The organism is Rhizorhabdus dicambivorans (assembly GCF_002355275.1).
Classification (GTDB): Bacteria; Pseudomonadota; Alphaproteobacteria; order Sphingomonadales; family Sphingomonadaceae; genus Rhizorhabdus; species Rhizorhabdus dicambivorans.
In genome coordinates, this window is sequence record NZ_CP023449.1 from 2,457,124 (window position 1) to 2,473,279 (window position 16,156).

Below are 16,156 nucleotides of genomic sequence, written 5' to 3' on the forward strand. Positions count from 1 at the left end.
CTGGAAGCCGGCTGTAGCGTCCTGTCGCCAGCTGGCGACGTGCCCGCCTGTGGACCGCCGGCCCGAAGGGCTATCGACGCAGGTTTGGCGGGGTGGCGGGGGAGGGGCGTTCCCTGGCACATAAAAGAACCACCTCGTGCTTTCGCACGAGGTGGCCAAGGTTCAGGGAGGAACGCATCCCGAGGGATGCGTCGTACGGGGCCGCGAAAGGGGGGCACGACCACCGCACAGCAACAAGATAGGGCGCTTGCCCCAGGGTTTCAAGAACAGTTCGTCGATATCGGGAAAATTCCTTATATTGCCGGAACTTTCCCCGAGATGGTTCAGGCCGGAACCGCCGGTGCCGGCTGCTCGGGCGCCTTGCCCTGTTGCATCTGCATAGCGAACACATCGCGAATGAGGGACAGCGAGAACAGATGCGCGTAGATCAGCGGCAGCAGGCCGCTCTGCGTCATCTTGCGCAGCACGTCTCCGCGCAGTTCCTTGAGCCGGTCCTCGGCGACGATCTGGAAGCCGCGATAGACGAAGGGCTGGCCGCCGCCGTCGGGCTCGATCGTCACTTCGCCGTCGGTCAGCAGCTTGTTCTGGATAAGCTCCTGCACGAACATGTTGGTGCGGATGCCCGACTGCTCGAACTGCTCGCAGAAGGCGAGGGTGTTCTTGGTTGCCTCCGAGGGCTCGGCACCGTCGAACAGTTCCACGCCTTCGTCGAACTCACCGAGGATGCCCGAGGTGCCGTCGAAGCAGAGCGACAGGTCTTCGCTCTCCGGGCGCAGGCGCGCCAGCATGAAGGGGTAGCGGCGGACATAGGCAGGAACGTAGAAGTCGCGGGTCGGCGTGCCCAGCGCGTCGGTGAAGACGTTGACGCCCTCATTGAGGCCGAACAGGCCGAGCGGAACCGGGTCCGGGCCGGCCGAGAAGACGATCGGATAGCTGCGCTGCGCCGGGATGAATTCCTCGATCGTCAGCGGGACGGCGTGAGCCTTGCCGAAGAATTCGGCGCTCTCCATCGTGCGTGCGCGCCATTTGGCGTGGACCTGGCTCGAAAGCGGCTGCAACTCATTGTAGAAAAGGGGCAGGGCGTTGGCCGGGGCGCTCGCCATTGGGAAAATCTCCTGAAACTCTTGCTGTCTTTGATCGGGCGATGCGCCCAGATACTGCCGCTGCCGTCTATTGACCCTTGCCGTCCGAGGCAAGCGGAACAAGCTTTCCGGGGTTCATGATGCCCTGCGGGTCGAGCGCGCGCTTGATCGCCCCCAGCGCCGCCAGCCGGACCGGATCGGTCAGTCGCACGAATTCGGCGAGTTTGGCCTGGCCGATGCCGTGCTCGGCCGAAAGCGATCCGCCCGCCTGGGCCACCAGGTCATGGACCAGCGCGCTCGCCGCCTCGCCATGCGCGTCGATCCAGGCGCTGCGTTCGGCGGCTTCGGGCGGCAGCAGGTTGAAATGGATGTTGCCGTCGCCGAGATGGCCGAAGGCGATGATGCGGGAACCTGGAAAAGCGGCCTCGATCCGCGTCCCCTCGCGTTCCAGAAAGGCGGGCATCTCGGAAACCGGAACCGATATGTCGTGCTTGAGCGAGGGGCCGTCGATCTTCTCGGCTTCCGAAATCGATTCCCGCAGCCTCCACAGCGCCTCGGCCTGCGCCTCGCTGGCGGCGATCATGGCGTCGAGCACCAGCCCTTCCCCGATCGCGCTGGCCAGACAGGCCGCGAGACCCTCCGCCGGATCGGGGCCGCCTTCGCTGCCGACCGCCTCGATCAGCACGTTCCATGGGCAGGCCGGGGTCAGCGGGGGCCGCGCGCCGGGGATATTGGCCAGCACCAGCGCGAGCGCGCTGGCGGGCACCAGCTCGAAGCTTTCCACCGCATCGCCGGTCCGCTCCTCGAGGCGCCTGAGCAGCGTGAGCGCGTCCTGTGGCGACGGCAGCCCAGCCCAGGCGACGGCGCGCGAGCCGATCGCCGGCACAAGCCGCACCGCGGCGGCGGTGACGATGCCGAGCGTTCCCTCGGCCCCGGTCAACAGCTGACGCAGATCATATCCGCGATTGTCCTTGCGCAGGGTGGCGAGGCCATCGAAGCGCGATCCGTCGGCCAGCACCGCCTCGATCCCCAGCACCAGCGCGCGCATCGGGCCGAAACGCAGCACCTGGGTTCCACCGGCATTGGTGGAGACGAGGCCGCCGATCGTGGCCGATCCCTTGGCCGCCAGCGACAGCGGGAAGCGCCGGCCGATCGCCGCGGCGGCGTAATGGAGGTCGGACAGCACCACGCCGGCCTCGGCTATCGCAGCATTGTCCTGCGCGGAAATGGAACGGATCCGGTTCATCCGCCGCAACGACAGCAGCAGCGCCGATCCGTCGGCGGGCGGCGTTGCCCCCGCGACCGTGCCGGTATTGCCGCCCTGCGGCACGATGGCGACCCGCGCGGCGGCGGCCAGGCGGACGATCGCTTCGACCTGCTCGACCGAATTGGGGGCGAGCAGGGCGACGGTCTCGCCATGATAGCGCTCGCGCCAGTCGGTCAGCCAGGGGGCGATCAGGGCGCGTTCGGTCACGAACCCCTGCGGTCCCAGCACCGCCGCGAGCTGGTCGAGCAGGGCAGGATCGGGAGGGCGCAGGCCGGTCATGGGCGGAACCTTATGCAGGGCTCGGGCGATTTGCCAGTCGTTCCGGTGGTTGCGCAGTTCATCGGCTGTTCAAGCAATTGCGCGGAAACAGGAACGGGTTAAGGATGTCGCCGAACAGGCAGGGCGCCAGCGCCTTAAACGTCTAGCCAAAGGGTGGAATTTTCGAACGTGACCTGGGCCGGCCCGCCGCGATTGCTGAGCGTTGCAGCGTCCTGTGCGGCGGCGGCCGCCCTGCTCTGGCCGCTGCCGGCGGGCGCCGATCCGGACGCCGGGCAATATGCCCAGCTTACCGTCGAACAGTCGCTGATCGTGCGGGTGCCGCGACGGGTGCCGGCAAAGCCGCTGAAGTGGAAGACGAAGAAAGGCCCGAAGTGCGTGGCGATGGGTGCGATCGCCGGGGCCGCGGTGGTGGCCGACGACGCGATCGATCTCGTCCTCAAGGGTGGCCAGCGGCTACGCGCCCAATTCTCGTCCAACTGCCCCGCGCTCGATTATTATTCGGGATTCTACATTCTCCCGACCGAGGATGGACGGATTTGCGCCGATCGCGACGTCATTCGCACGCGGGCCGGTGGGCAATGCGAAATTCAGCGATTCCGCAAGCTGGTGCTCGTCGACCGATCCTGACTTAGCCCGCTATTTTCTTGACAAAACCCGGGCACACCGCCAAGCGCGCGCACAGGATATGGCGCCGGTTGCCATATCTTTTTTCCGGATATTTGCATGTCATTTGCCGATCTCGGCCTTTCCGATGAACTTCTCCGCGCGGTTTCGGAGTCGGGCTATAGCGAGCCCACCCCGATCCAGGCGCAGGCGATCCCGCCCGTCCTCATGATGAAGGATCTCATCGGCATAGCGCAGACGGGAACCGGCAAGACGGCAAGCTTCGTGCTGCCGATGATCGACATCCTCGCCCATGGCCGCAGCCGCGCGCGCATGCCGCGCTCGCTGATCCTGGAGCCCACCCGCGAACTTGCCGCGCAGGTGGCTGAGAACTTCGAGAAATATGGTAAATACCATAAACTTACCATGGCTCTCCTGATCGGCGGCGTGAACATGGGCGATCAGATCGCGGCGCTCGAAAAGGGCGTCGACGTGCTGATCGCGACACCGGGCCGCCTGATGGACCTGTTCGGCCGCGGCAAGATATTGCTGACCGGCTGCAGCCTGCTCGTGATCGACGAGGCCGACCGGATGCTCGACATGGGGTTCATTCCCGATATCGAGGAGATCTGCACCAAGCTGCCGGCGCAGCGCCAGACCCTGCTCTTCTCGGCGACGATGCCGGCGCCGATCAAGAAACTGGCCGACAAGTTCCTTTCGAACCCGAAGCAGATCGAGGTATCGCGTCCGGCGAGCGCCAATCTGGCGATCGAGCAGGCGCTGGTCGAAACCTCGAGCCGGAACAAGCGCGATGCGCTGCGGGATTTGCTCAAGGTGGAGGACGTGACCACCGCGATCGTCTTCTCCAACCGCAAGACGACGGTGCGCGATCTCGCCCAAAGCCTGGCACGCCACGGCTTCAAGGCTGGACAGATCCACGGTGACATGGAGCAGCCCGAGCGGCTGCGCGAGTTGGATCGGTTCAAGAGCGGCGAGATCAATATCCTCGTCGCGTCTGACGTCGCGGCGCGAGGCCTTGATATCAAGGGCGTCAGCCACGTCTTCAACTTCGATGTTCCCTGGCACCCCGACGATTATGTCCACCGCATCGGCCGCACCGGCCGCGGCGGCGCGACGGGCAAGGCAATAACCCTCGTCACGCCGGAGGATGCCGAGGCGATCGAGGCGATCGAGAAGCTGACGGGTCACAAGATCGCCCGCAGCGGCGGTCGCGGAACCGAGGCGCCGGCTGCCGATGCCGCCGACGCACCAGCCGAGGCGCCACGCCCGCGCGGGCGTGGCGGTCGCGGATCGGAAAAGCCCGCCGCCGAGGCACGGGCCCCGCGAGAGGCCGCTCCGCGCCGCGAGGAGCGCGCGCCCCGTGAAGCCGAGCCGCGCCGCGGGGGCGCCCCAACGCGGGAAGCCCGTCCGCCGCGCGATGACCGCCGGCCGCGCCGCGACGATCGCCATGATCGCGATGATGGGCCCGATGACGGCTGGAACGGGCCGGTGCCGAGTTTCCTCGAGGTAAGGCTGGGCTGAACCGGCCGGCGGGGAACTATTCCTCGCCGCCCTTCGCCACTTCCCATATCTGCCGGAATTTGCGCCGCCAGCGTCCGCGATTGCGTTCGCGCCTCCTCCGGCGGCGTTCGCGTACCCTGTGGAACAGCTCGCGCGTGCCGCGCCGCAGGAAGCCGCGGAACAGGCCGCGGGTCGATAGCGGCTCGAACCGTTCGTCGACCGATTCCGGATCCAGCATCTCGGTGGTGCCGATCGCGAGGGTGGCGTCGCTCCAGTCGCCAGGGTCGAACGGCACGAGCGTCTTTCCCTCGCCTCTGAGGCATTCGATCGTCCCGATCAGCGATCCCGTGCTGTCGAAGGCGTCGCGCACCGCTTCGGGCGTGGTGCCGAGATGCTCGGCCATCAACCGTTCGCGCAGGGACCGGATCGCCGCATCGGGCGCTTCGCCGTCCTCGCTCTCGATCGCGATGTCGCATTCGCTGTCGAGACCCATCGAGCGGTTGTTCATGTTCGACGAACCTACCCGCAATATCCGGTCGTCGACGATCATGAGCTTGCTGTGGACATAGATGTCCTTCTGGGCGGTGGTGACGGGCGTGTAGATGTCGAACCGGTCATGTCGGTCGAGATCGCCCAACGCGGCGAACAGCGCCGCGCGGGCGCTTCCCATCACCGCCTCCTGGAGCCAGCCGTCGGCGCTCGTGGGATTGACGATGACGATTTCGGGGCCATTGCGTTCGCGCAGCCGCTCGGCGATGGCCTCGGCAACCCGGCGCGAGGCGAAATACTGGTTGTCGGCATAGATGAAGCGCTTCGCCGCCGCGATCATGTCGACATAGAGCTGCTCGATCTCGCGCACGTCGTCTTCGCCTTCGCTGCGCGGCAGGGTCCGTGCGATCGCCACGGCCCGGTCGCGGACCAGTGGCTCGATGCCGTCGGGCCAGGACGCCTCATGGCGCGCGGGGGTGGGCAGGACCCGCCCGGTCGCGCGGCGCCAGCGGTCACGCGCCAGATCGCCGAGAGCCGCCGCCGCCGGCCCCTCGACCATGCCGGCGGTGTCGTGCCAGGGCATGTAGGGACGCCCGCCCGGCAGCCGCCGCCGCGGATCCCGGTCGCGATGCTCCGGCGTGTCCCAGCGGTCCGAGGTCATGTCGATCCCCCCGCACATCGCGATGCTGTCGTCGATCACCAGCAGCTTTTGATGATGGGTGGCACCGATCGGATGGCTGCTGTCGAAGCGGATCGTGACGTGGCGGCTCAGGCGCCAGCGGGCGAGGGTGAAGATCGAGAAGCCGCGGGCGAGCATCTTGATGAAGCCCATGTTCCAGATCAGCAGGTTGATCCGCAGTTCGGGTCGGCGCTTGGCGAGCCATGGGATGAAATCGGCGAGGCAGTTGGGGGGATCTCCTTCGCCACACTCCGCATCGGGGTCCAGCAGGATGCGCGGATCGACGTCCCAGCCGACCAGCACGATCTGCTCGCGCGCCTGTAGCATGGCATCGCGCGCCACGCGGAAATAATCGGCCGCATCGACGACCACCGCGAAGCGCGATGCCCGTTCGATCCGCCAGCAATTTGATCCAGTCCGGAAGGTTCCGCTCGACATTCCCCGCTCGATGCTCAATTCGGGTGCTGATTTTGGCCCCGTAACATTTTTTGCACGGACCCTAACGCGCCGTTGCTCGTTTCGTGCCATCGGATCCCGTGATGGGTCCATAGTCATATTCGGGGGCTCTGCGGATTGAGCGAAGGTCGACCATCATCATCGCTGCGTGACCGGCTGCGAACGGAGACGGCGGCAGCTCACCAGCGCGTCGATAATCTGTTTGGGTCCGGCGATTTCGGTAGCGAAAGTGACTATGGCCGGTTCCTCAGCGCCCAGGCGCAGGCCTGGGAAAGCCTGCGGCCTTTGCTCGATCCAGGGTCGCTGGCGCGGGCCGATGCGCTGAGAGCCGATCTGGATGAACTGGGCCTGGCGCTGCCGAAACCGCTCGACGAGCCGCTGCCGGCCACGCTGTCGATCGGCCATCGCTATGTGCTCGAAGGGTCTCGCCTCGGTTCGACGGTGCTGATGCGGATGCTCGGCGATGTATCGCCATCCCTCGCCGGGCGGGCCTGCGCCTACCTTAGGGAATCGGCGAAGATCGATGGATGGAGGCAATTGTCGACAAGGCTACAGATGGATCGTGACGGCTGTGATAGCGATGCGATCATTGACGACGCCCTGTTCGTGTTCGGCCTCTTTGAAAGGGCCTGGCAGGCCACTGACAGCGCCCACGCGAAGGTAAGCTGAGCTTTTGACCGAATTTGTCGACCAACCCGACCTGACGGCGTGCGACCGCGAACCCATACATCTGCTTGGTGCGATCCAGAGTTTCGGCTTTCTGCTGGCGGTCTCGGCCGATTGGCTGGTCAGCCGTGCCTCGGAGAATCTGGTAGATCATATCGGCGTCGCCTGTGACGCGGCGCTTGGCCAGCCGCTCGACAAGGTGCTGTCGGAGGACGCGGTCCACGATATCCGCAACCGCATCGCCTACCTCCAGGGCGAGGATTCGGTCGAGCGGCTGCTGCGGGTGCGGCTCAAGCCCGATCTGCCCGAATATGATGTGGCTATCCACTTCAGCCATAGCATGATCATCATCGAGGGCGAGCCGAGCGGCCCCGCCGGGCATGAAGATATCGGCATCACCGTACGCTCGATGCTGATGCGTCAGAGCCAGGCCACCTCGATGCAGAATTTCCGGCTCAACGCGGTGCGCCAGATACGCGCGATCACCGGCTTCGACCGGGTGATGCTCTATCGTTTCGACCAGGACGGCGCGGGCGAGGTGGTGGCCGAATCGGTGGTGTCGAAGCGCGAATCCTTCCTCGGCCTGCGCTATCCGGCAACCGATATCCCCAAGCAGGCCCGAGCGCTCTATGTGCGCAACGTCCTGCGGCTGATCGCCGATCTCGATGATCCCGGATCACCGGTGCTGCCCGAGATGGACGTCAACGGCCAGCCGCTCGATCTGTCGATGTCGGTGCTGCGCTCGGTCTCGCGGGTCCATATCGAATATCTGTCGAACATGGGGGTGCGCGCTTCGCTGTCGATCTCGGTGGTCTGCGAGGGCCGGCTATGGGGGCTGATCGCCTGCCATCATTACAGCCCGCTCCGCCCGACCCTGGAGCAGCGGACCGCCGCCGAGCTGTTCGGCCGGATGTTCTCGATGATGCTGGAATCGCGCGAGCGGGAGGAAACGGCGGCCTATGAGCAGCGCTCACGGGCCATCACCGATCGGCTGATGGCGGTGGTCGCCCAGGATGCCGATCTGCTCCACAATCCGGAATGGATCGGTGAGACGATCAGTGCCGCCGTGCCCAATGACGGCGTTGGCGTCTATCTCGACGGCAAGGTCTCGCTGTCCGGTATGGCGCCGGACGAGGCGCAGTTTCGCGCGCTGGTGCGCGACCTGAGTTCGGGAGCTGCGTCGCAGATCGTCATCACCGACTGCATCGCCCGCATCCATGCGCCCGCCGCAGCCTATGCCGAGCGCGCGGCCGGGATGCTGGCCGTGCCGATTTCGCGCAAGCCGCGCGACTATGTGGTCCTGTTCCGTGGCGAGAAGATCCGGTCGGTGCGCTGGGCGGGCGATCCGCAGAAGGCGATGGAGGAGGATGCCAACGGCGTCCGACTGTCCCCGCGCAAGAGCTTCGACGCGTGGCGCCAGCTTGTCCAAGGGGTGTCGGAACCCTTCACCTCCGCCGAGCAGCGGGTCGCCGAGGCGGTGCGCACCTCGCTGCTGGAGGTGGTGCTGCTGCTCGCGGAAAGTCGTGAGAGCGATCAGGCGAGGGCGCATGAGCGGCAGGATCTGCTGATCGCCGAGCTCAATCATCGCGTCCGCAACGTGCTCAGCCTCGTGCGCAGCCTGATCGCGCGGACGCGGGGCAGCGCGCAGAGCTATGAAGAGTTCGCCCAGACGTTGGAAGGCAGGGTCCAGTCGCTCGCCCGTGCGCACGACCAGCTCACCGTCAAGCGCTGGGGGCCAGCCGAGATCGAGCCGCTCGTCCGCGCCGAGGCCAACGCCTATCTGGGCGACAATGGCGATCGCATCCGTCTATCGGGGCCGAAGGTCGCTCTCGATCCGGTGGCGTTCAACACTGTTTCGCTGGTGTTGCACGAACTCATCACGAACTGCGCCAAATATGGTGCGCTCAGCGACAGCGGCCATGTCGATCTGCGCTGGGGTGTCGATGTCGACGGGTCGCTGCTGATCACCTGGCGCGAGACCGGTGGCCCGCCGGTTCGCGCGCCCGAGCGCAAGGGCTTCGGCACGACGATCATCGAACGGTCCATCCCCTACGACCTCGGCGGTCGCGCGCACACCTCCTATCGGCTGACCGGTTTCGAGGCCGACTTCACAATCCCCGCCCGCTTCGTCACGGTTGGGGAGGGAACGGTGAGCGGTTCGGGCGACGCCGAAGGCGGCACCGCTTCGCAGGTGCTCGAGGATTTTCCGCGCAATGTCCTGCTGGTCGAGGACAGCATGCTGATCGCGCTCGATGTCGAGGATGCGCTCAAGGCGCTGGGCGCCACGCGGGTGGTCACCGCCTCCTCGGTTCGGCAGGCGCGCGACGCGCTCGGCGAGGGGCCCTTCGACTTCGCGATCCTCGATATCAATCTGGGCGGGGATTCGAGCCTGTCGGTGGCGGAGGACCTGCGCAACCGCGGCGTCCCCTTCCTGTTTGCCAGCGGCTATGGCGAGCAGGCCCAGCTCTCGCCGGAATTCCAGGGCCAGGAGGTGATCAGCAAGCCCTATGGCCGCAGCGAGATCATCGAGGCGATGATCCGGATTCGGACGAAAGGGTGAATTATTTCAATTCGTTGATCGATCTCTCTGAGATCGCGTCCTAGGGTTCATGCCGCCGCCGCGAAGATGCGCTTGCGTGGACGGCGCCAGACCAGGCTCGTCGCGGCCGAGAAGTTGAACACCGCACCCATGATCGCACCGGCCAAGCCCGCGAACGACCAGTTGTTGACCTGCTTGATGGCAATTTCCGCAACGCCGACGTTGGCCAGCGCGCCGAAGCTGCACACGATGCAGAACAGGATCAAGCCGGCAATGAAGGACAGGCCGGTCAGGCGCCGGTCGCGATAGGTGAACTCATTGTTCATAATGAAGTTCGACACCATAGACACGCCGATCGCAGTGATCTGCGCCGCCATGAAGTCGAAGTGGAACAACTTGAGCGAGTTCAGAACCGTCAGGTGAACGAGCAGGCCGAAGCCACCGACGATGCTGAACAGCGCGAAGCGGGGCGGGATCAGCCCGTGGGTCAGCTTCTCGATGATCAGGAACAGAAATTGCGCCAGCACCATGATGCTGATCTTGCTCTCCCCTTCCTGGCGGGTGCGGAAGGTGTAGGGCACCTCCTCGATCTTGAGCGGCACATGGCTGGAACTGATGATGTCTAGCAGGATCTTGTAGCCCTGCTGGCTGAGATCGTAGATCACCCCGGCGAAGACCTCGCGGCGGACCATGAAGAAGCCGCTCATCGGATCGCTGGTCTGGTTGCCGACCAGCATTCCCGCCATGCGCGTCGCGAAATCGCTCATCCTCGCCCGATTGGCGTCCCATTCGCCGATCCCCCCGCCCTCGGCATAGCGCGTGGCGACGACGATGTCGGCATGATTGCCGACCAGCTTTTCATACATCGCGCCCAGGATGCGCTCGTCATGCTGGAAATCGGCATCCATCACCGCGATCGCACCGCCATTGGCGACCATCACCCCCTCGATTACGGCCGAGGAGAGGCCGCGCCGGCCGACCCGGCGCAGGCAGCGCAGCCGTGGTTCGTCGCGGGCGAGCCTCGCTACCTCATTGAAGGTCTGATCGGGGCTGTCATCGTCGACGATGATCATCTCCCAAGGGATCGCGCCCAGTGCCTTGCGCACGGCATCGACCAGCGCCGCGATGTTGCCGCGCTCGTTATAGGTCGGGATGATGATCGACAGTTCCGGCGCCGTCAGCTTGCCCTTGCGCCCGTTCTTGCCCTCGATCATGCTCATCGCGCCACCCCCCAACACATAAGCTACTGCGCGCGCGCTTTAGCAGCGGCGGCGGGTTTCTGTCGAACGATCGCATAGAGCACGCTGCGCTCGTCGAACCATATCGGCCTGAGCCATTTCTCCTTCGGCCGGTTGGCGGGATCGACGCCAAGCAGCCAGAGATGATCGAACGCGCCCTGTGGTATCCGTGCGATCCGCTCCGCCAGCAGCGGCTCCGGCCGGTCGCAGCCGGGCAGGCGGACCTGTTCGCTGCTGTGATAGGCGAAGTCGCGCGGGATCGAGGGGCCGACCTCGACAAGTTGCGCGCCCGGCATCTCGAACTGGTCGTTGGCGAAGGCGCCGCGCCGCACGATCGCCATGCTCGGCAGGTGGACGATACGGGGCACGTTCCAGCCGCGCGGGCAGGGCGGGGCGATAAGGGCGACCACACGAGCACCGCTGGGAATATGCGGCAGTGCCTTTAGCCAGCGGTCATGGTCCTGCGCATATCGGGCATAGCTGACGGTCGTGGTCGCAGTGCGCGCCGCGACGAAGCCGAAGGCGAGCAGGCCGATGAAGGCGGTGGCGGTACGGCCCCAGCCGCGCCGGGGGGCAAGCGCGACGATGCCGATCGCCAGCATCAGCGGCGCGATCCGCATGTCGGCGTAGATCAGGCCGAAAAAGGCGTAGGGGATGAAGATGTAGAAGGCCACCATCACCAGGAAGATGACGAGCAGCCGCCGGTTCATCCGGGCGATGCCGACAATTCCAAGCGCGATCAGCCCGACGCACAACAGCGCCGACATCCCGTCCCACTGCACCCAGCGGTCGCGCATCGCGCTTTCGACCCAGCCCCATTTGTGCAGGATGTCGAAATAGGCGCTGGTCTCACCGCCATTGTCGCCGCTGCGCCAAGCCATGATCGGGATCAGCGGCAGGCCGAGCAGCAGTCCTTCCAGCAACACCGCCCGGATCATCCCAAGGCTGATCCTCCAGCCGGTGACATGGCGATAGAGCGCGTTGCCGCCGACCAGCAGCCCGAACACCACCCAGCCGAAGATGTGGGCGAAATAGATGACGACGCTGCCCAGCAGGATCAGCATCCGCCAGACCAGCGGCCGCTTCAGCCGCTGGTAACGCAGCACGAGGCCGAACAGCAGGAAGGCAAGGCCCGCCGCCAGCGAGAAGTTGATGAAACCATAATGGAAGGCATAGCCGTAGATCAGCGGCAGCGCGAAGGCAGCCGACGCGGGCAATTCGCCATGCGCCTCCTTCGCGATCAGCAGCAGCCCGCCGGCCGATATCACCGGAATGAGGATGACGACGATCTTCGTCGCGAGCTCGATGCCGAACCAGGGCTGGATCAGCCAGACGAGCATATCGGCCCCGAGGTTGCCGACCGGTATCCAGTGGATCGAGAAGATCGCGGCCAGGGTGGGCGCGTCCGCCATCCCCGCCTGGATGCGGAAACGACCCATATGGGTCGGCACATCGTCGAGTGGCGGGAAGGCGGGCCATAGCAGGGGGACTGCCATCAGCAGTAGCAGCAGCGCCACATAGATGGGGGAGGACCACCAGCCCGGCGTGCCGCCCGATCGATTGCGCGCCTTCATCCGCCCACCGCCCCGAGAAAGAGTTTCGCCGTGTGATCCCAGCCCAGACGGCGCGCATGCGCAAGCCCGCCCCGCGCCAGCCTGTCGCGCAGGGCGTCGTCGGACAGCAGCCGACGGAGCGCCTGCGCGACCGAGCTGCCGTCGGCACCGTCGACGAGCAGGCCGGTCTCGCCATCGATGATCGCGTCCACCGCCCCCCCGCGCGGCCGCCGACCACCGCCTTGCCGCAGGCATTGGCTTCCAGAAAGATCAAGCCGAAGCCCTCGGTGTCGCCATCGGCGAGCGTGCGGTTCGGCATCGCGAAGAAGGTACAGCGGCGATAGAGGTCGAGCAGATCGGCATCGCTGACGCCGCCGAGCAGATCTACCCGATCGGCCACCCCCAGCCGCACGGCGATGGCGCGGAGACTGTCCTCCTGCGCCCCAGTGCCGGCGATGCGCAGGCGGACATCGGGGAAGTCGGCTGCGATCGCGGCGAAGGCCTCGATCAGCCGGTCGAAGCCCTTGCGCTCGATCAGGCGGCCCACGCCGAGGATGAAAGGCTCGCCCGGACTCTGGTCGCCAGGGGTAAAGCGGTCGAGGTCGACGCCGTTGGGCACCAGCCGGATGCGCTCGGGCGCCACGCCGAAGTCGGATATCATCCGGTCGCGGGTGAAGCCGGACACGGTGAGGATGAGGTCGCTCGCGCGCAGCGCCGGCCCGCGCAGGCGGGCGAGGCGGTTATAGGCGGTCTGCACCACCTCCTCGCCATGGGTGTAGATCACGATACGCCAGGGCGTGAGCAGCGACAGCAATATACCGAGCCAGCCGAGCCCCTGAAGTTCGCCCAGGACGATCGTCCGCGCGCCGGTCCGGATCGCCTTGAGGGCTACGGCGCAGAAAACGAACAGCATCACCGGGATGTCGACCAGCAGCAGGTCGAGCAGCCCGATCCGGCGGCGAAGCGGTTCGGCTATGGGTGGGCGCAGCCAGGCTATGCGGCTGATCGGATAGGGCTTGCCGCTGTCGCTCTCCCGCCAACCGGGGATCGGGCGGGCCTCGTCTGGATCCCGCCAGGCGCTCAGCACATGGAGGCAAGGCGCAGCGTGACGAGCGAGCCGGTCATAGACCATCGGCGTGCCGCCGATCAGGGGCGGCATCATGTTGGTGACGAGCAGGATCGGGCCGGTTCGCGCCGTTGCACTGCCGTTGCTGTTCAACTGCGCGAATCCTTCCCCGGGGCCCGGCGCGACGCTAACGCGCGTGCCGTTCTTTCGCAAAGTGAAGCGAAACGTCTCCGGCCTTGCCACACAAGCCATTGATTAGTGGTCGATTGTCCGGAAGGGGGCGTCCAGGCCCGGAATCGAGCCATTTAGGACCAGATAATCGTAAAGAATCTCTTACCGTAACGGCTCTGTCATGGTACATGACGGTCAGGATACGGGGGTTTCCTGAATAGACGCCATCGTATCGCGGGGGAGCGGATCTGGCTGATTGTGCCCGGCTGCTCCTGTTTAAGTAGTTTTGTAGCATCGTTTTTTCGGGGGCAGTATGAACGCGTTTTCCAAGATTGTGACGGCCGCGATTCTCGTTGCGGGCGCCAGCACTGCGGCTTTTGCACAGGCAACCGATTCGGAACTGACCACAGGCTCGGTCCGCATCATCCAGCCGATCAACCTGACCAAGGTCAATAACCTTGCCTTTGGTACGATCGTCCGCCCGTCCTCGGGCAGCAGCGTCATCACCATGTCAACCTCGTCCGACACGCCGACGGTGGACAGCGGTACGGCCGTGATCCTCAGCACCGGCACCAAGACCCGCGCTTCCTACACCGTCACCGGTGAAGGCGGCCAGGCCGTCGCGATCTCGGTTCCGCCAAGCTTCCCCATGACGGCGGGCGCCAACACCCTGACCGTCACGCTGACGCCCGAGGCGACCAGTGACACGCTGAGCGGTTCGCTCGGCAGCACCGGCGGTTTCTCGGGTGACGGCACGCTTTATGTCGGCGGCAGCTTCACTGTCACCAACGCGACCGTAAGCGCCGATTATAGCGGTACCTTCTCGACCACGGTCAACTATAACTGAGCTTTGCCCACGGTTCTGGCCTGATATCGATCGGGCCGGCATCGCCGGGTAGCAGTTGACGTGTTTCATGCGGCGGAGGGTTTTGCCCTTCCGGCGCGGCGGAGTGGGGAATGGGCCGTTCGCCTTTCCTGATCGTGCGTTGCGCGCTTGCGGTGGTCCTCGCCGCAGGTGCTGCGCAGCTGTGCGCGCAGTCGACGGCGTCGACCGAGGGGCGCGTCTCGATAGTCGAGCCTAGCAGTGCCACAACTGAGCAGGGCATGGTCATCGGCGCGGTGACCTTGCCGCTGATGAACAATATTGGCACCAGCGCCGGCGCGGTGAGCCTGCCGCTGCCGACGGCACTGGCAGGCTCCGCCAGCGCGGTGCGAATCGGCACCGAATCGATTCAGCGCGACATCGCCCAGGTGATCAGCCGCGTTGAGCAGAGCCGGGCGAGCTTCACCATCATCGGGGACCGCGACCAGGTCATCTCGATTGCGGTGCCGCAGACGGTCTCGCTGTTGCGGCTGAGCGGCGATGGCGAGGTCGAGTTCAACACCGTGACCAGCCTTTCCACCGGCCCTTTGGGCGCGAGCCGGCTGATCGCGACGCCCGATGGCACCGGGGCGCTCGCATTCAACGTCGGGGGCCAGGTGCAGCCAAATCCATCCACAACTTCCGGCGACTATGCTGGCGTGTTGATCGTAGCCGTCCAATATAATTAAAGATAAGCTGTCGGCGAGCGGGCTTCGCCTGTCAGCAGGGGTGATGCAAAAAAGATGGCATTGATCGGCACCGAAGCGATGCGGCGCACGCGCCGTCAATGGATAGGCAATGTGGCGTTGGTCGGGGTGGCGGCAGCGGCATTTCCCGCCGCCCTTCTTGCCCAGGGTCAACCCGCCGTGCTCGCGGCACCGGGGGGAGCCGCCAGCGTCAACCTCAACCCGAAACGCGTGATCTTCGATCGCCCCGGCAAATCTGCGACGATCTCGGTCGCGAGCGGAGGTGGCAGCAGCGGATCGTTCGACGTCGAGCTGATCGACCGGGTGATGCTGCCCGACGGGCAGATCGTCCCCGTCACCGAGGCACAGGACAAGCCGGAAGCCGCCCGTTTCAAATCGGCCAAGGCCTATCTCGTCGCGACGCCGCGCCGGATTCGCATCGCGGCGGGGGGCGGCCAGGCCATCCGGGTCCGCGCCACGCCAAGCGCGGAACTCGCCCCTGGCGAATATCGCAGCCACCTGACGGTGACCGGCATCCCGCCGGCCGACACTGGCCTGACCGCGGAGCAGGCGGCGGGCCGCAAGGAAGGCGAATTGTCGTTCCGGATCAACTCGGTACTGGCTATCTCGATTCCCGTGATCCTTCGGGTGGGGCCGGTCGACGTCCGCGCGGGCATCGAAAATGCGGCGATCGGCTTCGAAACGATATCGCCCGATGGCAAGGCGCCGCCGGTCAGGACGGCGATGCTCAACTTCGATCTGGTCCGGATGGGCGTCAATTCGCTGTACGGCGATCTCGAGGTGAGGGGGAGCAGGAAGGGGGAAGAGCCGATCGGCGTGGTACGCGGGATCGGCGTTTATCCGGAGATCGATCGACGGCAGGTCAAGATCGCGCTGACGCGGATACCCGCGGCCGGCGAGGCGATCGAAATCCAGTTCCGCGACGATGATACGTCACCGGGTAAGATCCTCAGCAAAACCTCCCTCTCCGCGCCGTGA

13 protein-coding genes and 1 pseudogene are annotated in these 16,156 nt (G+C 65.7%); 7 read left to right on the plus strand and 7 right to left on the minus strand.

Annotated elements, in window-relative coordinates; genetic code table 11:
- Positions 1-323 precede the first annotated feature (323 nt).
- Positions 324-1,103 (minus strand): SapC family protein, encoded by a 780-nt coding sequence (locus CMV14_RS11690; protein WP_066959060.1) that lies wholly within the window; start codon positions 1,101-1,103, stop codon positions 324-326.
- A gap of 67 nt (positions 1,104-1,170) precedes the next feature.
- Positions 1,171-2,628: an FAD-binding oxidoreductase gene (locus CMV14_RS11695; protein ID WP_066959061.1), complete on the minus strand. Its 1,458-nt coding sequence runs from the start codon at positions 2,626-2,628 to the stop codon at positions 1,171-1,173.
- A gap of 168 nt (positions 2,629-2,796) precedes the next feature.
- Between CMV14_RS11695 and CMV14_RS11700 the strand changes: the two genes are divergently transcribed.
- Together CMV14_RS11700 and CMV14_RS11705 are read left to right on the plus strand one after the other, a co-directional pair.
- Positions 2,797-3,255 (plus strand): hypothetical protein, encoded by a 459-nt coding sequence (locus CMV14_RS11700; protein ID WP_238147271.1) that lies wholly within the window; start codon positions 2,797-2,799, stop codon positions 3,253-3,255.
- A gap of 96 nt (positions 3,256-3,351) precedes the next feature.
- The gene (locus CMV14_RS11705; RefSeq protein ID WP_066959063.1) at positions 3,352-4,773 is read left to right on the plus strand and encodes a DEAD/DEAH box helicase; all 1,422 of its coding nucleotides are present in this window, start codon (positions 3,352-3,354) and stop codon (positions 4,771-4,773) included.
- Positions 4,774-4,789: 16 nt separating this feature from the next.
- Here CMV14_RS11705 and CMV14_RS11710 read toward each other — a convergent pair whose 3' ends face one another.
- Positions 4,790-6,358 carry a phospholipase D-like domain-containing protein gene (locus CMV14_RS11710; protein ID WP_066959064.1) on the minus strand — a complete coding sequence of 523 codons (1,569 nt, stop codon included), beginning with the start codon at positions 6,356-6,358 and terminating at the stop codon, positions 4,790-4,792.
- Positions 6,359-6,493: 135 nt separating this feature from the next.
- On the opposite strand from CMV14_RS11710, the gene CMV14_RS11715 reads away from it, so the two are divergent.
- Together CMV14_RS11715 and CMV14_RS11720 are read left to right on the plus strand one after the other, a co-directional pair.
- Positions 6,494-7,045, plus strand: coding sequence for a biliverdin-producing heme oxygenase (locus CMV14_RS11715; RefSeq protein WP_066959065.1), 552 nt, complete (start codon positions 6,494-6,496; stop codon positions 7,043-7,045).
- Between the two features lie 4 nt (positions 7,046-7,049).
- A complete protein-coding gene (locus CMV14_RS11720; RefSeq protein WP_066959066.1) occupies positions 7,050-9,602 on the plus strand; it encodes an HWE histidine kinase domain-containing protein in 2,553 nt (850 codons plus the stop codon).
- A gap of 47 nt (positions 9,603-9,649) precedes the next feature.
- Here the strand turns inward: CMV14_RS11720 and CMV14_RS11725 are convergent, their stop codons facing one another.
- The 4 genes and pseudogenes from CMV14_RS11725 to CMV14_RS27500 all read right to left on the minus strand — a co-directional run.
- Positions 9,650-10,801 carry a glycosyltransferase gene (locus tag CMV14_RS11725; protein WP_066959067.1) on the minus strand — a complete coding sequence of 384 codons (1,152 nt, stop codon included), beginning with the start codon at positions 10,799-10,801 and terminating at the stop codon, positions 9,650-9,652.
- Between the two features lie 23 nt (positions 10,802-10,824).
- Positions 10,825-12,393 (minus strand): hypothetical protein, encoded by a 1,569-nt coding sequence (locus CMV14_RS11730; protein WP_066959068.1) that lies wholly within the window; start codon positions 12,391-12,393, stop codon positions 10,825-10,827.
- Positions 12,390-12,584 carry a glycosyltransferase gene (locus tag CMV14_RS27145; RefSeq protein WP_238147326.1) on the minus strand — a complete coding sequence of 65 codons (195 nt, stop codon included), beginning with the start codon at positions 12,582-12,584 and terminating at the stop codon, positions 12,390-12,392. The genes CMV14_RS11730 and CMV14_RS27145 overlap by 4 nt, the downstream gene beginning before the upstream one ends.
- Positions 12,585-12,646: 62 nt before the next feature.
- Positions 12,647-13,690, minus strand: a pseudogene (locus tag CMV14_RS27500) (glycosyltransferase family 4 protein); the annotation flags it as partial.
- Between the two features lie 232 nt (positions 13,691-13,922).
- Between CMV14_RS27500 and CMV14_RS11740 the strand changes: the two are divergent.
- The 3 genes from CMV14_RS11740 to CMV14_RS11750 all read left to right on the plus strand — a co-directional run bounded on the left by CMV14_RS11740 (position 13,923) and on the right by CMV14_RS11750 (position 16,156).
- A complete protein-coding gene (locus CMV14_RS11740) occupies positions 13,923-14,456 on the plus strand; it encodes a DUF4402 domain-containing protein (RefSeq protein ID WP_066959069.1) in 534 nt (177 codons plus the stop codon).
- A gap of 110 nt (positions 14,457-14,566) precedes the next feature.
- Positions 14,567-15,160 (plus strand): DUF4402 domain-containing protein, encoded by a 594-nt coding sequence (locus tag CMV14_RS11745; protein WP_066959070.1) that lies wholly within the window; start codon positions 14,567-14,569, stop codon positions 15,158-15,160.
- Positions 15,161-15,214: 54 nt separating this feature from the next.
- Positions 15,215-16,156, plus strand: a complete 942-nt coding sequence (locus tag CMV14_RS11750) for a fimbrial biogenesis chaperone (protein WP_083215651.1) — start codon at positions 15,215-15,217, stop codon at positions 16,154-16,156.